Source organism: Micromonospora solifontis (assembly GCF_003725545.1).
Classification (GTDB): domain Bacteria; phylum Actinomycetota; class Actinomycetes; order Mycobacteriales; family Micromonosporaceae; genus Micromonospora; species Micromonospora solifontis.
This window is the reverse complement of sequence record NZ_RJLN01000092.1, coordinates 1-18,812: the sequence shown is the minus strand read 5'-3', so window position 1 is coordinate 18,812 and position 18,812 is coordinate 1. Positions and strand designations below refer to the sequence as shown.

The following is an 18,812-nucleotide window of genomic DNA, read 5'->3' as shown; positions in this document are numbered from 1 at the left end:
GCCCGGGCCGCTCCTGCCTTCCGATGATGGCAAGAGCGGCACGGGCGTCTCTGCTACATGGAGATCGTGTTACCGAATATGTAGTTCTCCGTAGACTCGCCGTCGGTTAGCGACAACTCCTGTACTGGCCCGGTGGGCAGTGTCCGTGCCGTGTGTAGTACGCCAGGATGTAGCTGGCTTCCAGGGTTCGGGCCGTGTACCAACCAGTGACCCGGTTTCGCACCACATACCGACATCTCGCTCCCATGCTCAGTTGGCATCGAGCGATCTGACTCGACGGCCGCGATGTGCCTACCCTTGAGATGCCGTACTTCCAGGTGCGCCACTTACCACCCTTCCAGAATGAGATCTGATAGACGATGTATTTCGTCAGACGGAATCTCCTGAAACTGGGCGACTTGATGTTCGGGAAGGGAATACTCCGGACAGCGGGCGCGACGCCACAGCCGCTGATGACGCAGCGCAACACGGCATAGACAAGCGCGAGTAGCAGGGCGCCGACGATGATGTCCACGGCGAGCGCAGCAGCCGCACACGGCGGGCACTTCCCAGAGAGGTCGGTCTCGTTGACCGGGTCCGCGCAGACGTAGTCGTACGGGTTGCAGCTACCTCCCTGCACCGGATCGACCTGGAGGAATCGACCCAGTGACGGACTGTAGAGGCGGACGCCCATGAGGATCACACCGCCGAGTGCCTCGCCGGAGCGCTGCTTGCCGCCCAGCCACCCGTAACGTTGGTCGGCCTGCCCGCGGACCGGGGTGCCGAACTCCTCGTAGTCGAAGAACTCGGGCTCGACGAGCGCCGCGTCGATCGTGACCGAGATGTCCCCGTGCAGGTTCGTCAGCGCAAGGCGAACGTCGCCTGTCCCGGAGGTGATTGCGGCCAGGTCTCCGTCCGGGCCTGCCACATTGCGGACGATGGTTCCGCTCGTGGCGTCCTCGACAATCCATCGGGGCACGTCGGAGTCGTTGCCGTAATGATTGATCCTGGTCGAGGAGGTGATCCAACTTCCGTCCACCTGCGTCTGTGCAGTGAAGGCACGGAACCGCTGCATCGGGTCCAGCGTCCAGGTTTGCCGCGCGTCGCCGATCTGCTGTCCTTGGACGAGGTCGTTGACGAAGTAGCTGTTGGTGAGGCCATCCGGGGTTGCTGTCGTGCGACCGAAGGCGTCGTAGATGTAACCGGCGTCGGTTAGTCGGTCGGCGGTGTCGTAGGTGTGGGTGACCTGCTCGGTGGGAGAGCTCTCATCGCACGATCCGTCGGCCGCTGGATCGAACTGCGAGCTGCCGGTTCGATTGGCACGGTTGTCGTAGGAGTACGTCCGGGTGACGCAGCCCGCGGTCATCGCGCTGTCGTGCTGGACCCGGGTCAGTCTGCCGAGGCGGTCGTAGCGGTAGTTCTTGCTGCCGCCCGTGTAGCTGTGGTTGGTCCACTGTCCGAAGCTGTTTTCCGCCATGGACTCGGAGTAGATGAGCGTGCCGTCCGAGTCGCGGGTGTAGGTGCGCTCCGCCGCTTCGAGGTTGGCGTTCAGCCGGTCCGTGCGGGTGATTCCGCCCGGGTATTTCATCTCTGTGAGGTGACCGTCCGGCGAGTATTTCGCCGAGAAGGTTCCCGCGATGTTGTCGGTAACGCTGGTCGCCATACCGCGCGGCTCCGCCGCACGGTCGTAGGTGAAGGTCGAGTAGCCGGTGGGGTCGGCCACCTTCACTGTCTTGCCGATTCGGTCGAATTCGGTGGTGGTGGTGCCGCCGTCGGCGTCGGTGTAGCTAACGAGGCGGCCGAGGTCGTCGTACTCTCGGGTGATCGTGGCGCCGCCCACCGTGGTCGTGGTGATCGCGCCGGTGGTCGGGCTGTAGGCGGTAGTGACCTGGTCGATGGCGCTACCCTGCGACGCCGTGACGGTCTTGCCGGTGGAGCGACCGGCTGGGTCGTAGTCGATGACGACGGTGCGGGTTTCGCCGCCGGCCGTCTCGGTGATCTGGGCCTCGCCGCCGAAGGTGTCGTACGAGGTGATCCGACGGACGGGGAGCTCGCTCGTCATGCGATTAGGGTCGTGGCCTGTCACCGAACCGATGGCTCTGGTCAGGCACTCGTTGCCCGCCCACTCCGGCCGGTTGCCGCAGGCGCTGTCCTGACTGTTGGTACCAGCGGTGTAGTAGATGGTCTCCTGGGCTCGCGCGTCGGTGCCCGTTGAGTCGATACCGAAGGTCTTGAGTACCCGGCCAGCGGCGTCGTAGACAGTGGTGGAGGTGAGGTTCGCTCCGTTTGTGACGGCATCTATCACACGAGTGGTGGGTTTGCGCAGCACCCACCCGGAGGTGCCCCCGTTCACGCTGTCGTACCCGGTGCGGGTGACTTGGACGTCCGCGTCGGCGTAGCCGACGATCTGGACGCCCTTCCTTTCGCTGGTGGCGAGGTGGTAGGTCGCGCCGTCCGGCTTGGCCTCGTCGTGGGTGACCACCACGTGCTGGCGGCCGATGACGGTGGCGCCTGCAGGAATCGCCTCCAGAGGTCCAGTGTCATCCGGGTCAGGGGCCGCGTCCTTCAGTACCACCGTCGAGGTGGGCCCGAGGGTGTCGACGAGGTCGATTCCGTCGGTGCTGTAGGTCTTCACGGTCGACAGAGCGAGGGCGCGGCTTGCCGTGTCCGAGTTGGCGAGACCGAGTTCTTCCAGGTAGCCGGCCGCGCCGGGAAGCGTACCCAAGGCCAGTTCCCGGTTGGTGGCCTCCAAGGTCCGGACAGGATTGCCGAACCGGTCGTACTCCTGAGTGTCGATGTGATCGCCGGGGGTGGCGGTATTGACCTCCTTGCCCCCGGCCCCCAGGTAGTGCACCAGGGCGTACTGGTAGCCATTGGTGCCAGGCCCGGTGGGGGTGGCGCTGTTGCGGCTGGGGTTGTCTTCCGGGCCGAAGATCGCGGTCGCGTCGGTGGGCAGGTCGACCTGGCCCCAGGTGGAGATCGCCGCTGCGTTCAGGTCGTGCGGGCCGCCGGCAGCCTTGGTCAGGGGAACGTTGTAGACGATGTTGGCGGCCGTTTCCCCATCGGTGACGGTCTTCGACCCCTGCTGCAGGCCCGCTCTGCGGACCCTCAGCAACCGGCCGGCGTTCTCGTCGCCGGCCAGGTCGGTGACCTGGTCGTCGTTGAGAGCGCTGCCGTAGATGCGGACGTCGTCGATCTCGCCGTCCCAGACGTTGGTGGCGGCGCCGGCCCACTTGGCCCGGCCGATCACATAGTTGCCGGTGGCGTTCCAGCCGCCGGTCGCCGCGGTGGTGGTCTGCAGCACGCCGTTGACGTACAGCTTCATCTTCCCGCTGGCCGTGTCGTAGACACCGGCCAGATGGGTCCACTGCCCGGCCACGGCAGTGGTGTTGGCGAGGGCACGGACCGGAGTGGCACTGTCACTGTCCGACGTGACCCGAGAGAAGGCGAACTTGTCCAGGGCGGCCACGTAGTTGAGGAAGAACCCGCTGGTCCGCGAGCCGTCCTTGGACACGGCGGTCCGGTTGACGGACTTGTCCTTGATCCGCACCCACGCTGCAACCGTGTAGGAGGAGGTGTTGGAGAGCGCGGTGCCGGCGACGCTGATCTGCTGCCCAGTGCCGCCGGTGAACGCCGCCGCCCGGTCGCCCGGGTTCTCCGGGTCGTTGCCCTGCCCCCAGCTCACCCCGGTGGCCATCGTCCCGTTACGCCCGCTGCCCGAGGAGTCGGCCACCGCGGTGCCGCTTCCCTCGTTGAGATCCCAGCGCAGGGCGGCCGAGTCGACATCCGGGTTGCCGTAGTCGAAGTTCCACGGCAGCTGACCAGGCGGCGTGACCTTGCTGACCCGGCCGCCCGAATACTCGTAGATGGTCTTCAGCTCAGGACTGATTCGCGGGTCCCATACCTCGCGGAGCTGGCCCTGGTTGTCGTAGGCGTACCTGGCCACCACGGTGGCAGTCATCGCGGAGATCGCCGGAGCCCAGGCCCACAACTTCACGGCGGAGACTCGGTCGGTGTAATCACCGAACACGGTCTGGCTCAATCCCGGGGTGGTGGCTGTGGCGTACTCGTACTCCAGGACCTCGCAGCCGCGAGCGGGGGTGGCCGTGGTGCAGTGGTTCGTGTCGTCTACGCCTGGCTCGACCGGGTTGATCACCTTCTTGAGCAGCAACCGGCTTCCGGTTGTGTCGTAGACATACCGTGACGTGGTATTGGATTCGCTGGTCCAAGACGACGTTGCGGCCCAGAGCCCGCCATGGGGAGTGAACTCGGTGACTGTGCCGTCCGAGTCAGACAGACGGTAGGAGGTGGTGCCGACCTTCTCCAGAACCAGTCCTTCAGCACCCGGTTCCGGGGTGAAGCTGACTCCGTCGGCGTTCTTGGCGAAGGTGATCCAACCGCCGTCGACGGTAGTCACCTCAGCGAGCGAGGGCTCCGGCAGGGCAAGGGTGGTGTAGGCAGCGCCAGCTGCGCCACCGGTCATGCCGCCGGTCCACGACGGGCCGAACGGAGCGACGATCTCTGTCAAGGACAGGTTGTCCCAGTAAACCTTGCGGCCGGAGCCGCCCTGCATACCGTTGTAGAGACGGAAGAACGCCTCACTCGCCCCGGCCGGCACCGTCATGTCGACGGACAGTTCCTGCCAGCCGTCGGTGTACCCGGCCATCGCCGACTGGACCTCGAAGTAGCTGCTGCCCACCTTGTAGAAGCCGACGATCCGCAGGCCACGCACAGTGTGCGCGGGCACCAGGCCGGTCGCGGCCGGCACGTAGATCCAGCCCGTCGCCCGGTACGTGCGTCCCGCGACCATGCCCAGCCGCATCCCACCGTTGTCGCCGCCGACCGCGACATAGGTGTCATTGCTGGTGGTGGTGACTGGTGTGATCTCCAGTGAGTCCACTGGGGTCGTCTCCCCCTGGCCTCTAGCAGTAGAGCGGACCGCGGAAGAGGTCGTGGGCACGGTGAAGCCGGCCAGATCGGTGGAAACCTGCTGCTGGTTCGCGGTGAGCAGCTCAGCCATCCGCTGGTAGCCGTCCGCCGGATTGCGTGACGCCGACGACCGGGTAACCGACAGGCTCAGCGCGTCGACGTCCGTGGCCGACAGCGAGTAGTTGCCGGTAAGGAGGTTCACCGATCCAGGGCCAACGTCGTCACCTGCCGCTGCACTGCCGCTGGAATCGACATTCACCCGCACCCACGGGGTGGTGTAGGCGGGGGTGGCGCCGGTGGAGGTGTAGATCTGTGCCCGTACCTCGACCACGCCGCCGACCAATCCCAGTGTGTCGGTGGCGTTCCATATCGCGTAGCCACCGAGCGAGGACAGCGCGACCGGGCTTGCCGCCGTCGCCGTGATCGGTGCACCGGTGGCGGAGGTCAGGTTCACCGATGGCACCGGTAGGGTCGCCCCACCTGGCCCGCGCCGGTACTCGAAGTACGCCCGGGTGTACCCGGTGACCGGGGTGGTGATCCGCAGCTTGGTGCGCTTGACGATCGTCGCGCCCGGCAGCGGCTCGGCCAGCGCGGCGTTGCCCGCGTCGAAGACGTACAGGTTGGGGTCGGACAGGTTGCCGGCCGAGTCCTTGGCCTGCACGGTCAGGGTGCGGTGGCCGTCGCGAGGGCTGAGCGTAACCGTCTTGGTGCCGGTCGCGGCGACGGTGGTGGCGGTGCTGTCGTAGTCGAACTTGTAGACGAACGCGGCGAGGTCGGTGGTGCCCGACGCGGGGGTGAACGTGAAGGTGTCCGGCTGGCTGGCGCCGCCGTGCGGCTGGCCATCGTTGAGGTAGATCGTCGCCGAGACGAACGGCACGCCCGGCTTCGTGGTGTCCACGGTCAGCGGGGTCCAGGCCGACCAGGCACCGTAGGCGTATGGGTCCTTGGCCCGGACCTGCCACTCATACTGAGTGTCGTTGACCAAGTCGACCGGCACCTGCCACGAGGCGGTGGATCCGTTGGTCCAGGCCGGGCTCCCCGAGCGCAGACCGGAGGAGGAGACGGTGGCCAGGGTGGCCTTGTTGCGGATGACGAACTCGGCCTGCAGGGTCTGCCCGGCATTGGCGTCGGCCAGCTTCGCCGACAGCGTCGGGCGCAACGACGAGGTCCGGGCGCCGGAACCGCAGGCGGTGTAGCAGGGCGCTACCGCGAGCGACGACGGCACCGACGGGGCGCTGTTGTACGTGATCGACACCAGCGGCGGGTGCGCGCCCTCCGCGGAGTCGAACCGCTTCCAGCCGGAGGTCGACGTCTCCGACGTGGCGCGCAGCATCACGCTCGCGCTGCTCGCGCTGGTATCCGCCGCGTACTGCAGCGCCCCGCCGACCTCGATGTAAACGTAGCCGTCACCGCAGGACGAGCTGTAGCCCCGGGTTTCGGTGGAGCTGCCCACCTTGGCGCGCGCGGTCGGCTGGTCCGTCCAACGCACCGACGAGTCGACGTAGTCGGTGCGCCACGCCTCCCAACCGGCGGCGGTGCACGACCACGAGTGGTAGTTCCACAGCCGCAGCTTGGCCGTGATGACCCGGCTGCCGGCAAAGCCGGTGGTGTTAAACCGCAGATACGACCGGGCCGTCCACGACCCACCGTCGTTGGCGTATCCAAGTTTCAGGTCCACCGAGCCCGACTGGTCGCTGGTGTAGCCGGTCTGCACGAACGCGTCAAACGACGGCGACAGCGACGTCGGCGGATCGATGGTGACCGGGAAGGCCAGGTCCGTCCGGGCCAGGAACGCCGCATCCGGGGTCAACTCCATGACCGTACGCCCACCCCGCGCGACCGTGCGCAGCCCGACGGAGCCATGGTTGACGTGCTCCCCGGACTGCGGTGACACCGCGGCGTCCCACATCAACGGGGTCTGCGCCCGGCCGACCTGCCGGCCCTTGGCGTCCTTCAGCACCAGGCCGCCCATACCGTCGCCGACCGCGGTCAGCTTGCCGGTCCGCAGCGGCAACGTCAGCTTCCGCACCTGCGCCAGACCAGCCCGATCCTTGACCACGAAGTACTGCTCGTAACCGGTCGCGTGAGCCCGGAACACCAGGTCCACCCCCGGCCGTACGTCCGGATAGGTGATCGTCCGGTCATCGAGCACCGGCTCCGGGAGCGGCCCAGACCACGCCAGCCCCGCCCGTTCCGCGCCGACGCCCACCGAGACGACCTCGTGCTCACCGGCCGCGTCGCTGGCGCCAGCGAACGAGAGATCACGCGGATGCGCCTTGGGTGCCACCGACCCGTCGGCCCGGCGCTCAAGCGTCAGGTCGACCGGCACCCACTTGTCGCCCTGCCGTACCCGTACCGGGGCCAGGGACTGCTCCTGGGTCAGCGTGCCGTCCGGGTTGGCGAAGAGCTGGGTGGACTCGGTGCGCCGGTTCGCCACCTCCACCCGCGACCCGCAGAGCCGGGCGGCGATGGCGGCCGACACCTCGTCCGCGCGGTCGTCCGGACACCTCGGCTTCGCCGCCGGCTTCGGTGCCGCAGCCGCCGCAGCGCCTCGCAGCGGCCGGGCGGGTACGTCCGACATGGTCGCCACGAGGACGACCGCCATCAGGATCGCCAGCCGTCGAGCCCAGCCGGCCCACTCGTTGCCCGCCAGAGTGATGAATACGCGTGATCGCCACCGATGCCAGGGCACGGCGTCCTCCCCCGTGTGAAACAAGCCTCCCTGCGAGGCGAACGGAGCGTACAGCCGCGCCTACGGCGAGTTCCAGATATTGACAGAGGTGAGATCGCGGGCTAATGGTCGAGCCGTTGGCGGCCAAAGCGCACAAATGATGCGAGCCGGCCATACCGGATCTGCGCCGTCCCCTTTCGCCGTCGTCTGCAGGTCATGGGCACAGGGGCGGGACCCACGCCCGCTGTCGTGAACGGATGACTCGTCCGGCAGTGACCGCCAAGGCTCATCCTGGGTTGGGTTTCTCACAACCCAGGCCTCCCTCTGCGGTTACGGCGCCGATCGATGTCGTTGGCCCCTCATAGAAACATGATGCGATGATCCCACCCGTGTCGATTCGCCGCCGGTCGGTCCTTGGACTCGGGCTCGCTACCGCAATCGGTCTGACCGGCTGCCGGGAGAACCCGCCCGCCGCACGGGCCGGCGCCTGGAACGTACCCTCCCCCCGCCTCGACGCGCCGGGCAGCAACCAGGGCGCTGCGGCGTCTGCCCGGCCGGGCGCTGGACTCGCGTCGACCGAGGGCACAACAACCCCCTCAGCCGCCCGGCCGAGACTGTTGGCGACGGTCCTTCACCGTTACCTCCAGCCGACCAAGGAGAACCCGAAGCACCCCACATACGCCGGAGCGGTGGCATTGGCGCTCAGCGACGGCAAACCGACCGCCCATCTCGCCGTCGGGGAAGCCCTGCGTTACGGAGCCGGCCCGGTGCTGCTGCCCGCCGCGAAACGCGTCGCGATGCGCCCAGACTCCATCTTCGACCTCGCCTCGCTCACCAAGGTCTACACCGCGATCCTTGCGCTACAACAGGTCGACAAGGGCCGAATCGACCTCGACGCGCCAGTGGTGCACTACCTCCCCGAGTTCACCGGCACCGGTAAGTCCGCCGTCACGGTGGCGATGCTGCTGACACACACCAGCGGCCTACCCGTCGGGGCGAAGGTGACCGGCTACACAACCCTGGCCGAACGCTGGCGTGCGGTGCTGGCGACGCCACTGGTCACCGGAGCGGTGCCAGGCAAGGTATTCCGCTACTCCAGCGTGGGCCTGATGGTCGTCGGCAAGCTCGTCGAAAAGGTAACCGGACAGCGCCTCGACCAGGCCCTACGGACGGGCCTGACCATCCCGCTCGGGCTACGCCACACCGGATTCAACCCGAACACCTGGCTCAGCGCGGCGGACCGCGCCAACCTCCTGGTGGCCACCGACGCCCGGTCCTCCCGGGGACTACTGCGGGGCGTGGTGCACGACGACGTCGCCAACCGCCTCGGCGGTGTCGCGGGGCACGCCGGGATCTTCAGCACCGCCGAGGAGGTGGCAGTCGTCGGGCAGTTAATGCTCGACGGCGGGACCTACCGCGGGAAGCGGATCCTCGCCGAAAGCACCGTCGCTCGGATGCTGCGCAACGCCAACTCCGGGCTGCCCGCAGTCGACCCAGAACGTCCCCGGCGCACCTCCGACCACGGCCTCGGGGTGGTGCTGAACCAGCCGTGGTTCATGGGCCGGCTGGCCGCGCCCACCACATTCGGGCACACAGGATTCACCGGCACCTCACTGCTGGTCGACCGCCGCCGGCGCGCCGTGCTGGTGCTGCTCACCAACCGGGCCCACCCGAACTGGAGCTGGGCCAACCCCGACCCGGTCCGCATCGCCGTGGCAAACACCTTCGCCTAACGCCACGCCCGCCGAACCCACCGCTTCGTCATCAGTTTCAGCAGCCCACGGCCAGGCAGCCGCTGCTCGACCGCCTGGCAGCGATCATGACGTCTCACCGGCGAACAACAGAACATGAGCGGCGACACCCGACACACCGTTGGGGAGGCACGAGCCGCCCAGAGTGGTGGGATTCAAGCGGAAGCAGAATCCTCCGTGGGTGGACGATTGTGTGTGCTGGTGTCGGGGCCGGCCAGAGGGTGCGGCTCGCCGGTGAGCGTGGCCAGGGCAGCGGCGACTTCTTGGACTTCGGCGCGGACGTAGGTCATGGTGGTGCCGGCGTCGTTCTTGCCGCTGTGTCCGGCGTAGGCGCGGGCCACGGCGTAGCTGCAGGTGCGTTCGACCCAGGTCAGGGTGGTGTGGCGTAGCCAGTGGGTGCTGACCTGTTGCGCCGCGACCCAGGGCAGGTGGGTGCCGATGCGGTGCCACAGGTGGTCGTAGCGGCGGTAGGTCAAAGGCCGACCGCTGTGGTAGCGCAGCAGGCTCCCGTTGCGGTCGTCGTCGCCCCGCTCGGCGTGATGCGTCACCAGGTGCCGCATCAGCGTTGGTGAGACCGGCTGCCAACGGGACGTGCCGCCTTTCTCCCGCAGGTAGATGAGGCATTGGTCTGGATCGAGGTCTCGCGGGCGCAGCGCCAGCGCCCCGCCGCGGCGGCAGGCGGTCTCCAGGTGCAGTCGGATCAGCAGGCTGTCCAGGTGTGGGTCGTTGCCGGTGGTGACGGCGATGTGGCTGATCGCGGCAAGCTGCGCCGCTGGGAGGGCGCGGCGGGTGCTGGCCAGCCGGCGGGGCTTGGCGACCCGGGCGGCGGGGTTGTCGGCCTCTCGGATCAGGCCATCCATGACCGCGTGCCGGTAGATGCAGCGCATGGCACATCAAGAGTCGCCAGCCCATACACCGTGCTGCTGTCACGAGTAGGAGCCAGTCGCGCCAGCGGCAGAGGCGGTCGCTTCATCGCGGCACCCAAGTCACCGCGGATCTTGCGCCCACCTGACGGAACCACCGCCGGGATCACCGAATCGATCGGCCGGTCTGTCATGACCCACCTCGCCGAACGACGAGGCTGCCACCAACGGCGGTAACAGAGAGTGAAAACAGGTGGTCAAGCATGCTTGACCACCTGTACGTCCAACGTCGCACGGATGCTACGCGGGAGTGTCCGAGGGGGGACTTGAACCCCCAGGCTGCGGACCTCTGACCTGCGCCAATGGTATCCGGCCTGCTCAGCCTGTGTCTACTCGTGCTCCATTGTGGCCGCTTGTAGCCCTCTGTTCCTCGCCGTGATCCCGCCGGGATCACCGTCGATCTTGCCGACGCGAAGGGGGCCGGCCCAGCGGACCGGCCCCCAGCTGTACGGCTACGGTCGCTCAGCGACCCCATGCACCGTGTCGGCCGCGTCGACCGGCACCTCTTCCCACATCCAGTGGCCGCCCATCACCACGTACCGGCCGTGCTTGTCCGGCTCGATGCGCAGGTCCTCCTCGCCGAGCGCCTTCCGGTCGACCACAATCGCGTCGCCGTCCCAGCGCATCGGTGGCACGTCCTGGTCCAGGTACCGCTCCAGCTTGTCGCCGGACAGCCCGGAGTGCGCCAGCAGCACCCGGTTGTGCCGCCGGGACATCTCCTGGTCGGTCACGATCGCCGCGGCGACCTCGCGGTTGCAGGACCACACCGCCCAGCCGTTCCACCGGCGGACCAGCGTGCCGGCGTACGCCGACTCGAACCGGCGGCCGCCGTCGTGCGTGTACTCCAGCCACTCCCCGGAGAAGTACCCGGACTCGCCGGGCTGGAGCGCCGTGTCGAAGTCGAGCGGCACGCTCGCCTCCGGTCGGTCAAGAGTCAGTTCCACGTGAACTCCTTCGTCGTCAGAACAAGGTCGCCGCCGGCGTTTCGCGCCGCCGGTCCAGCTCGCGTACTTCGTTGCCGGTCTGGTCTTCCCACCACGCGGCGAACATGCGCCGATGGCACCAGTTGTCCGGCGGTGGCACGTTCAGGTCGCAGAAGCAGAGCAGGACCAGGCGGTCACTGCTGGCCGCGTCCGCGATCTCCGCCAGTTGCTCTGAGATCAGATCCACCCCCGCGGCCTCCAGCCGCTCCAGGTAGATGAGCCGGTACGGCCCCTCCTGCATCCGCAGCATCCCGTACGTCGGCGCAAGGAGCCGGGCGAACCCGGCGACGTCGTACGGCAACTGGAACCGGGGCTTCCCGACCGTCGTCCGGACGGGCGCGCCCTGGTCGGGCCTGAACCGCTGGTAGCGGTTCGTGAACAGCTGCAACTCAACCTCCATGTTGAGGCTCTTCGTGGTCGTCGTAGAGCTTCCCGATCAACGGGACCAGCTCGTCCAGGTGAGCGCCCAGCGCGTCCAGCGCGGACGCGACCACCGACGGCGGACCGTGGACGGTCAGCAGCTCCAGCCACTCGATCGGCTCGCCGTTCCCGGCGTCGGCTCGCTGGCTGTCCGGCAGCGGTGGCAGCGGCATCTTCGCCGTCGCCTCCACCATCGGCACGTAGATCCCGCCCTCGTGCCTCAGGATCACGCTCACGCTGCTCCTCCCATCGCTAGCCGCTTGCGGCGGCACTTCGGTCCGACCCGCTCGGCGCGGGCCCGCGGCGTCCGCAACGGACGTCCGCAGTCCTCGCACTCCACGGGCTCCTCGTCGGGGCTGGCCGCCACCTGGTCGGTCATCGGCTACCTCCCTCCTCGCAGCCGGGCGGCGATCCCCCGGCACCATCTGCGGTCGACCCCGAGCCGTTCGGCCACCTCGTCGGCGCTGTAGCCGTCGACGAGGTACCTCGTGGCCAGGGTCGCTACCCGGTCGTCGACCGGCGGGGCGTCCGCCGGCGGCCGGGTCCCCATCGGCCGACCCCGGCGCGGCGGCGGCTCGGCCCCCGTCTCGCGCCGGGTGGCGCGGGCCCGGGCCAACGCCCGGTCCCGCGCCGTCTGCGGCTCGTCGGCCACTACGCCGCAGCCTTCGCCCGGTGCTGGCCCTTGTCCGGGGCCGGCATCGGCACCACCGCGACGACTTTCTGTCGCTCGGCCATCCACTGCCCGCCGACCCGGGCCAGCCGCTCGACCAGCTCGTCACGCAGCTTTGCCGCGCCCTCGACGTACTTCTCCAGGTCGTGCAGGACCCGGCGGGCCAGCGGGTCGCCGGCCTCGGCCTCCGCCTTCGCCCGCGGGAGCAGGTACCGGTGGTGGGCGGCCAGCTCCATGTCGGCGACGTCGCAGGCGAACGCGATCCCGCGCACCTCGGCGCCCTTGTGGATCGCGTCGACCACGGCCTCGGCCAGGTCGCGGGCGTCGCGCTCGTCCAGACGCAGCCCGATGTCCTTCCCGGCTGCGAGGAGCACGGCGGCCGCCATCTCCCGCACCGCCAGGTAGCCCGGCAGGGCCGCCTTCACCTGCCGGGCCTGCTCTTCCTGCTGGGCGGTGAGGCTCATCGCGCCTCACCCCTAACGGACACGTGGCCGCAGTCGAGCATTGCGGCCGTATAGCTTGCGGGCACAGTTGTCCCCTCTCCGTTCGGTTGCTCCGGCAGCTTCGCTGCCCTGACTTCCGCGACGAGCGCCGGACCGGCGTGGGTGTCGAACACCGCGCGTCGGGCGACCCGGAAGGTCGCCGGTCCGAGCGGGACCGCGTTCAGCATCCGCGCCTGCCGGTACAGCTCTGCCTGCGCTCGACGCATCGACTGCCGCAGGCGGGCCGACCCGGACGGCAGCGGCCACGCCCACAGGACCGTGACCACTCGCCTCGCACCGATCGCCTCCAACAGCCGGGTTGTACATAAACATTGTATTGGACAGAGCACGTGCGGTCAAACTGCGACCGTATACGCTGCGGGCACAGCGAGGCCGCCTCACAGGTTCAACGCCCGCCGCTGGTCGTCGGAGAGCACCGCGCGAGCCTTGTCCACCAGCGGCCCGCCGTCGCAGGCCAGGCACAACACCACCGGGTCCCGGTCGCCGCGACGCACGCGGACCCGGCCGCGCCGGCAGACCCCGCACGGCGGTAGGTCGATCGGCCCGACGACCGGCATTAGGGCGCTCCACGCGAACAGCCGTCCACGCCCGGAGCATACGCACTCCCACTGCGCCCGCACAGGTATCGCCGGAACGCGGGACGCCCCGCGGGTCAACCCCCGGGGCGTCCACTGTCACCGGCCGCTCAGCTCAGTGCTGGCACACCGGGCAGAACCCCGCCTCGTCGACCGCGTTGTCGTGGCCCTCCCAGGTGCAGTTCGGGTCCACCTTGATCGGACCTACCGACGTCACGTCGACGACCGCGGCCGACACCTGCACCACAGCCTCCGGGTCCAGCTCCACCGTCACCGACGCCGCCAGGGCCTGCGCCTTGCGCAGCTTCGCCGACACCTTCCCCGCCGCCGTCCGCAGGTGGTCGACCCGCTGCCGGTACGCCGCCACGCCGCCGTCGGCGCCCGCGAGGACCTTTGCCAGCTCCTCCGCGTCCATCGCCGCCAGCTCGGCCAGGATCTCGCCGGCCGCCGCCAGGCGGTCGATCTTGCTGACCACCTTCTTCCGCTTGGCGACGACCTCCGCCTGCTTCTCCTCGCTGTGCTCTTCCTCGTCGATCTGGAAGAACCCCGCCTGCTCCTCAGCCAACTTGCACGCCTTCGCGAACTCCTCGGCGTCCCGCGCCGACCTGAACTCACCCCGCGCCCACTTCACCAGGAACCGCCGCTGCTGGTCGGCCGACAGCCGGCACACGTACCAGGCGACGCCCACCTGCAGCTGCCCCTTGGCGACGAGCTGCTTCGCGTCGTCGATCAGCCCGAGCAGGTCGATCCGCCACCCGATGTACGGCTGGCTCTTGCCGAACAGCTCGGCGATCCGCTCCGTCTCCCAGCCGGCCTGCGCGAGGCGCTGGTAGGCGGCGGCCTCCTCCATCGGCGTCATGTCCTGCCGGTTGACGTTCTCCGCCACCTGCGCGATGAACGCCGCCTCGTCGTCCATCTCCCACACCATCGCGTGCAGCTCCTCGATGCCGCCCTGCTGGGCGGCCCGCCAGCGCCGCTCGCCGACGACCAGGCGATACTGGCCCGCCTTCGCCGTCTTGCGCACGGCGACCGGCTGGAGTTGGCCGAGCTTCTGCATCGATGCCGCCAGCTCGGCCAGCTCCTCCTCGGTGAACTGCTTGCGCGGCTGGTCCGGGTCTGCCTCGATCTTGGCGACCGGGATGGTCCGCACCACCGGCCCCTTGTTGCCCTTCGCCGGCCGCTTCGCGGTAGCAGTCGCAGTCATCGTTTCCTCCACAGTGAACGAGTACCAGACGTACACATTCATTGTAGTCGAAAAACGATCTTGGCGTCAATAATCTATGTACGGGTGACCGTGGAGCACATCACGCAACAGCGCAGGCCAGAGAGGCGAGGAGCGTCGGGGCCAGGGGGCCGGCGGCCACGTAGCCCGCGCTGCGGCGCACCACCCGACGGGCAATGCTGGGCAGCTCGACCGGCGCCGGCCGTAGCACCTCTGCGACCTTCTCCACCTGCTCGTCGCTGAGGTCGGCGTCGTCCGCCCGGCCGGATGCCAGCTCGGCCTCGATCCGCTCCGCCAGCTTGTGGATCTCGATCATGCGCTTGCGATGCAACGTGCAGCTCCCCGTCCGTCTCGATGCACTAGCCATCCCACTGTGACCCCATAGGGCGGGCGACTTGAGCAGGGCCATTGAAAGATCGAACGAAGAGGATCATAGGCACGCCGAAACGCAGCGCAACAGATCCACTGTCCACAGTGAAAGAAGATTCCCGAATTCTGGTTACATAGGACGCCTTCGCGCCGATAGTCCGTTGTGGAGCAGTATCACTCCACTACTTCCACACGAACTCCAGCCGGTCGAGGTCGAGCTGCGACGCACCGGCCCGGGTCGCCGGCTTCACGATGATCCGGTCCAGGACGAGAGCCAGCAGTTCGCGGCGCCGCTCCAGCGGGGCGTCGACCCACCACTCGGACAGGCCCTCCGGCGTCGTCGCCGGCAGCGCCTGCAACCGCGCCGCCTGGGCAATGCGCTCGCGGACCTGCTTCTGCTCGCGCTTCGCTTCGGCCTCGATCGCCGTCAGCGTCACCAGGCTGATCTCCCGCCGCGCGTACGCCTGCCCCGCCTCGGCCAGCCGGTCGTCGATCGCCTGGAGCACCCGTTCCATCGTCGCCGCGCCGTCCTTCGCCGAGCCGACTGCGCGCTCCAGCCGCGCCCGGATCTTCGGCGACGCCAGCCGTGCCAGGGCCCGGGCGGCGACCTCCTCCTCCAGGCTCTCCGCCGCGATCCGGATGCGCCCACACCCGTAGCTAGGGCTGCCGGCCCGGCACACGTACCCGCGCTTGCCGCTGTTGCTCGGCTGCGTATACAGCGGCTTCCCGTCAATGTTCGTGCCGGTCCCCGTCTCGTCCGGCAGCGGATACCCGCACACCAGGAACCCGCCGGACAGCAGGTACTTCCGCTGGTTCGTCGCGTGCGGCTGCTTGCGCTCCGGGGCGTCGAGCAGCGCCAGCAGCTGCTGGTGCGTGTCCCGGTCGATGATCGCCGGCCACGGGGCGTCGCCGACAACCTCGCCGAGGTACGTCTTCAGCCCCGCCAGCCGCGGGTTGCGCAGCAGCCGCGACAGCGACTGCTGGGTCCAGGGCCGCCCGGCGGACGTCGCGACCTCGCGAGCCCGCAGGTCCGCGACGACAGACCGCATACTGTCCCCGTCGAGGACCCGCTTCACGACCTCACGGATCACCGTCGCCTCGGCGTCGATGATCTGTCTGCCCGTCTCGTCGTACCCGTAGCACCGCACCGTCTGACCCCCACACGAAAGGCCGGCCTGAACTCGACCGGCCTATAAGCTAGCAGTGCCCCATAGCACCGTGCTACGTACACGCGCATAGGAGTTACCAACGCGTAACTGTCGCGTCCCGGACACCGTACCCCCCTACCCCGACGACGCAACCCCGACACGAAAGGGCCCGGCACCCCCTGACATGGGTGCCGGGCCCTCTGCTCGTTACCGGGCCGGTCAGATTGCGCTGTCCCCCGACGGCTCTGCTGACCGGCCCCGCGATCCGAGCGACTCCCTGAGACGAAGCCGGTCACATTTAACCACTGCGACCGGACGGATCGCCACTACAGCGAAACCCAGCGGTCGCCCTCGCGGTACTGGATCTCGACGCAGCCGTAGTTCGGCGTCCCGAAGTCGTACAGCGGCCCGAAGTCCTCCTCGCCGCCCGGCTCCCCCGCCGTCCAGATCAGCCCCTCGTACACCACGCCGCGCTCGTCCGCGTCGACGTCGGCCTGGTCGCAGTCGACGTCGCCCTCGTCGAGCATCCGCCACGGCCGGCCCTCGGTCCGGGCCCGCTCGACCGTCTCGTCCGTCGCCTTCTTCGGCCCGGCCGTCCCGATCTCCGATTCACCGCCGCGCAGCTCGTGGGCCCGGTCCCGGGTAATCACCCAGGCGTACGGGCTGTCGTCCCACTGCGCCGCCCGCTCGGCCGCGATCATCGCCATCGACACCATCTGTCTCTCCTCCTACTCGACCCCGGCGCCGACCGGCACCCGGGCGTCCTGCTGGTCGGTTTCGCCAGCGACGTCCCCGCCGGCATCCTGCTCGGCCTGGAGCTCCTTCCGGGCCTCCGTAATCCGGTTCCGGCCCCACCGCTCGCTCCGCTTGAAGCGGTCGCCGAGCGCCTTGCCCGTCAGCGGCTCCCCGGCCGCCAGCGAGTCCCGCCACACCTTCCGCGCCGCCGCGTTCTCGTCGGCACCGTCCGGCGGCACCGGGTCCGGGTCCGGCGGCGGCACCGGCCGCCGTGCGGGCCACGGCTCCGGCGGCACCACCACCTCCAGCGACGGCAGCGGCACCCGCGCCGGCTTCGGCACCGGCTCCGGGTCCGGCGGCACCGGCACGGGCTCCGGCTCCGGCACGGGCGGCACCGCCTCGGGGTCCTGCACCGGCGCCGGCTCGGGCTCGGCGGCACTCGGCTCCGGCAGCGGCATCGGCACGGGCTCGGGCACCGGCACGGCGGCCGGCGGCACCGGCACCGGGGGCGGCACCGGGGCCGCGGCGACGGCAGCCAGAAACGCCTCCTGCTCGGCGGCACGGGCCAGGGCGGAGGCACGCTCGGCCGCTTCCGCCTCGCGCCGCTGCTGCGACAGCACCACCAGCCCGATCGACGCCACGACCACCAGGCCGTCGACGGACAGCGGCAGGGTGCTCGCCGTCAGGCCGTCCTCGCCGTACTCCAGGGCCAGGCCCTTCATGTGCCGGTAGCTGGCCAGCGCCGCGACCCCGGCGACGATCACCGTGCTGACGACCTGCACCCGCCGCAGCCACTTGTGCCGCGGTGCCGGCACCCGCGTCATCACCTCCGAGCACAGCAGCAGCGCCAGCGGCGCCCAACCGGCGACGGCACGGGCGACGCCTCCGGCACCGGCGTGCGCGATGTTCGCCGCCAGCGATGCCGCGATGCCGGCACCGAACGCCAGCCACACCGACACCCACGCGCCCTTGCTCGGCCGCTCCGGCACGTCGACCTTCTCCACGTGAACCACGCCGGCCTACCCGGCGGCCTCGGCGGCACGGCCGCCGGTCGGCAGTGCCGGCACGACCGGCACCGTCTTGCTCTCCATCGGTTTCCCCTCCAACAGGTCGAGGCCGCCCGGGGATCCCGGGCGGCTCTCCTCGGTGTCACAGGCGGGTCAGCGTCTCCCCCACCAGCTCGCCGCGCTCGGCCACCGCCCGCTCGTGCTCGTACAGGTGGTCGGCGCACAGCAGGCGCTCCTGCCGCCACGGGTCCAGCTCCAGGCCCTCGGCCGGGTCGAACAGGCACAGCCCGCCGTCCCCGCACTTCTCGCCGTCGTGCTCGATCACCACGCGGGCGACCGCGACGCCCGCGCACGGGCCGTGGTCCTCCTCGGGCACGAACTCGGCGTTGAAGGTCGGGATCACCAGGCGCTCGGTGCAGATCAGGTCGCTCATGTCTCTCTCCTCAGGTCAGGGTCAGGTCAGGTCGGGTCGGGCACGAAGAAGGCGGGCGCGCTCGAGGCGCGCCCGCCGGCTCGGTCAGCGGTACTGGTTGAGGGTGAGGGTGTACTCGCGGCCGTCGGTCAGCCGGATCACGACCCCGTTGTCCCGCGTCATGAAGCCCGCGTCGGCCAGCGTCTGGATCTCGCGCACCTCGACCGGCTCGTTGTCGTCGTCGGTCAGCGGCTCGTCGCCGGCCGACTCGGCCGCCATCTCCAGGTCCAGACCCTCCATGGCGACCATCAGGGCGCGCTCCAGGATCTCCTCGTAGCTCAGCATCTCAGCTCTCCTAACAGGCATGATGGGTGGCAGAAAGTACAACTTCATTGTATGCGGACGACAGTCTCGCGTACAAGTTTTATGTACGCTCCGGGCCGTGTAGCGGGTCACGCAGGCCGCGACTCGGGCCGCTCCCCCAGCCGCCGCGCGTCCAGCTCGGCCGCCGCCTC

Annotated in this window: 17 protein-coding genes; 1 reads left to right on the top strand and 16 read right to left on the bottom strand. The window is 69.3% G+C overall.

Annotated elements, in window-relative coordinates; genetic code table 11:
• Positions 1 to 106 precede the first annotated feature (106 nt).
• A complete protein-coding gene (locus tag EFE23_RS23535; RefSeq protein ID WP_148058512.1) occupies positions 107 to 7,600 on the bottom strand; it encodes a LamG-like jellyroll fold domain-containing protein in 7,494 nt (2,497 codons plus the stop codon).
• A gap of 356 nt (positions 7,601 to 7,956) precedes the next feature.
• Between EFE23_RS23535 and EFE23_RS23530 the strand changes: the two genes are divergently transcribed.
• Entirely contained in the window at positions 7,957 to 9,312 is a 1,356-nt protein-coding gene (locus tag EFE23_RS23530) for a serine hydrolase domain-containing protein (RefSeq protein ID WP_123243105.1), read from the top strand.
• 173 nt (positions 9,313 to 9,485) lie between these two features.
• Here EFE23_RS23530 and EFE23_RS23525 read toward each other — a convergent pair whose 3' ends face one another.
• From EFE23_RS23525 to EFE23_RS23445, 15 genes are all read right to left on the bottom strand, one after another.
• Complete coding sequence (locus EFE23_RS23525; RefSeq protein WP_123243104.1) at positions 9,486 to 10,217, bottom strand: tyrosine-type recombinase/integrase; 732 nt, start codon at positions 10,215 to 10,217, stop codon at positions 9,486 to 9,488.
• Positions 10,218 to 10,705: 488 nt separating this feature from the next.
• Positions 10,706 to 11,197, bottom strand: a complete 492-nt coding sequence (locus tag EFE23_RS23520) for a hypothetical protein (RefSeq protein ID WP_123243103.1) — start codon at positions 11,195 to 11,197, stop codon at positions 10,706 to 10,708.
• 16 nt (positions 11,198 to 11,213) lie between these two features.
• The gene (locus EFE23_RS23515) at positions 11,214 to 11,636 is read right to left on the bottom strand and encodes a hypothetical protein (RefSeq protein WP_123243102.1); all 423 of its coding nucleotides are present in this window, start codon (positions 11,634 to 11,636) and stop codon (positions 11,214 to 11,216) included.
• A complete protein-coding gene (locus EFE23_RS23510; RefSeq protein WP_091331518.1) occupies positions 11,626 to 11,892 on the bottom strand; it encodes a hypothetical protein in 267 nt (88 codons plus the stop codon). Before EFE23_RS23510 ends, EFE23_RS23515 begins: the two co-directional genes overlap by 11 nt.
• Complete coding sequence (locus EFE23_RS28290) at positions 11,889 to 12,035, bottom strand: DUF6011 domain-containing protein (protein ID WP_158675909.1); 147 nt, start codon at positions 12,033 to 12,035, stop codon at positions 11,889 to 11,891. Before EFE23_RS28290 ends, EFE23_RS23510 begins: the two co-directional genes overlap by 4 nt.
• Positions 12,036 to 12,038: 3 nt before the next feature.
• The gene (locus EFE23_RS23505; protein ID WP_123243101.1) at positions 12,039 to 12,308 is read right to left on the bottom strand and encodes a hypothetical protein; all 270 of its coding nucleotides are present in this window, start codon (positions 12,306 to 12,308) and stop codon (positions 12,039 to 12,041) included.
• Positions 12,308 to 12,790, bottom strand: coding sequence for a hypothetical protein (locus tag EFE23_RS23500; protein ID WP_123243100.1), 483 nt, complete (start codon positions 12,788 to 12,790; stop codon positions 12,308 to 12,310). Before EFE23_RS23500 ends, EFE23_RS23505 begins: the two co-directional genes overlap by 1 nt.
• Positions 12,791 to 13,206: 416 nt before the next feature.
• Positions 13,207 to 13,386: a hypothetical protein gene (locus tag EFE23_RS23490; RefSeq protein WP_123243098.1), complete on the bottom strand. Its 180-nt coding sequence runs from the start codon at positions 13,384 to 13,386 to the stop codon at positions 13,207 to 13,209.
• A 133-nt stretch (positions 13,387 to 13,519) separates the two neighbouring features.
• The gene (locus tag EFE23_RS23485) at positions 13,520 to 14,608 is read right to left on the bottom strand and encodes a ParB/RepB/Spo0J family partition protein (protein WP_158675908.1); all 1,089 of its coding nucleotides are present in this window, start codon (positions 14,606 to 14,608) and stop codon (positions 13,520 to 13,522) included.
• A 100-nt stretch (positions 14,609 to 14,708) separates the two neighbouring features.
• Positions 14,709 to 14,942 carry a hypothetical protein gene (locus EFE23_RS23480; RefSeq protein WP_123243096.1) on the bottom strand — a complete coding sequence of 78 codons (234 nt, stop codon included), beginning with the start codon at positions 14,940 to 14,942 and terminating at the stop codon, positions 14,709 to 14,711.
• Between the two features lie 235 nt (positions 14,943 to 15,177).
• Positions 15,178 to 16,143 carry a recombinase family protein gene (locus tag EFE23_RS23475; RefSeq protein ID WP_123243095.1) on the bottom strand — a complete coding sequence of 322 codons (966 nt, stop codon included), beginning with the start codon at positions 16,141 to 16,143 and terminating at the stop codon, positions 15,178 to 15,180.
• A gap of 326 nt (positions 16,144 to 16,469) precedes the next feature.
• On the bottom strand, positions 16,470 to 16,859 hold the full coding sequence (locus EFE23_RS23470; RefSeq protein WP_123243094.1) for a hypothetical protein: 390 nt from the start codon (positions 16,857 to 16,859) through the stop codon (positions 16,470 to 16,472).
• Between the two features lie 12 nt (positions 16,860 to 16,871).
• Positions 16,872 to 17,891: a DUF2637 domain-containing protein gene (locus EFE23_RS28285; protein WP_158675907.1), complete on the bottom strand. Its 1,020-nt coding sequence runs from the start codon at positions 17,889 to 17,891 to the stop codon at positions 16,872 to 16,874.
• Between the two features lie 136 nt (positions 17,892 to 18,027).
• Complete coding sequence (locus tag EFE23_RS23450; protein WP_123243093.1) at positions 18,028 to 18,318, bottom strand: hypothetical protein; 291 nt, start codon at positions 18,316 to 18,318, stop codon at positions 18,028 to 18,030.
• Between the two features lie 84 nt (positions 18,319 to 18,402).
• Positions 18,403 to 18,642 carry a hypothetical protein gene (locus tag EFE23_RS23445; RefSeq protein WP_123243092.1) on the bottom strand — a complete coding sequence of 80 codons (240 nt, stop codon included), beginning with the start codon at positions 18,640 to 18,642 and terminating at the stop codon, positions 18,403 to 18,405.
• Positions 18,643 to 18,812 lie beyond the last annotated feature (170 nt).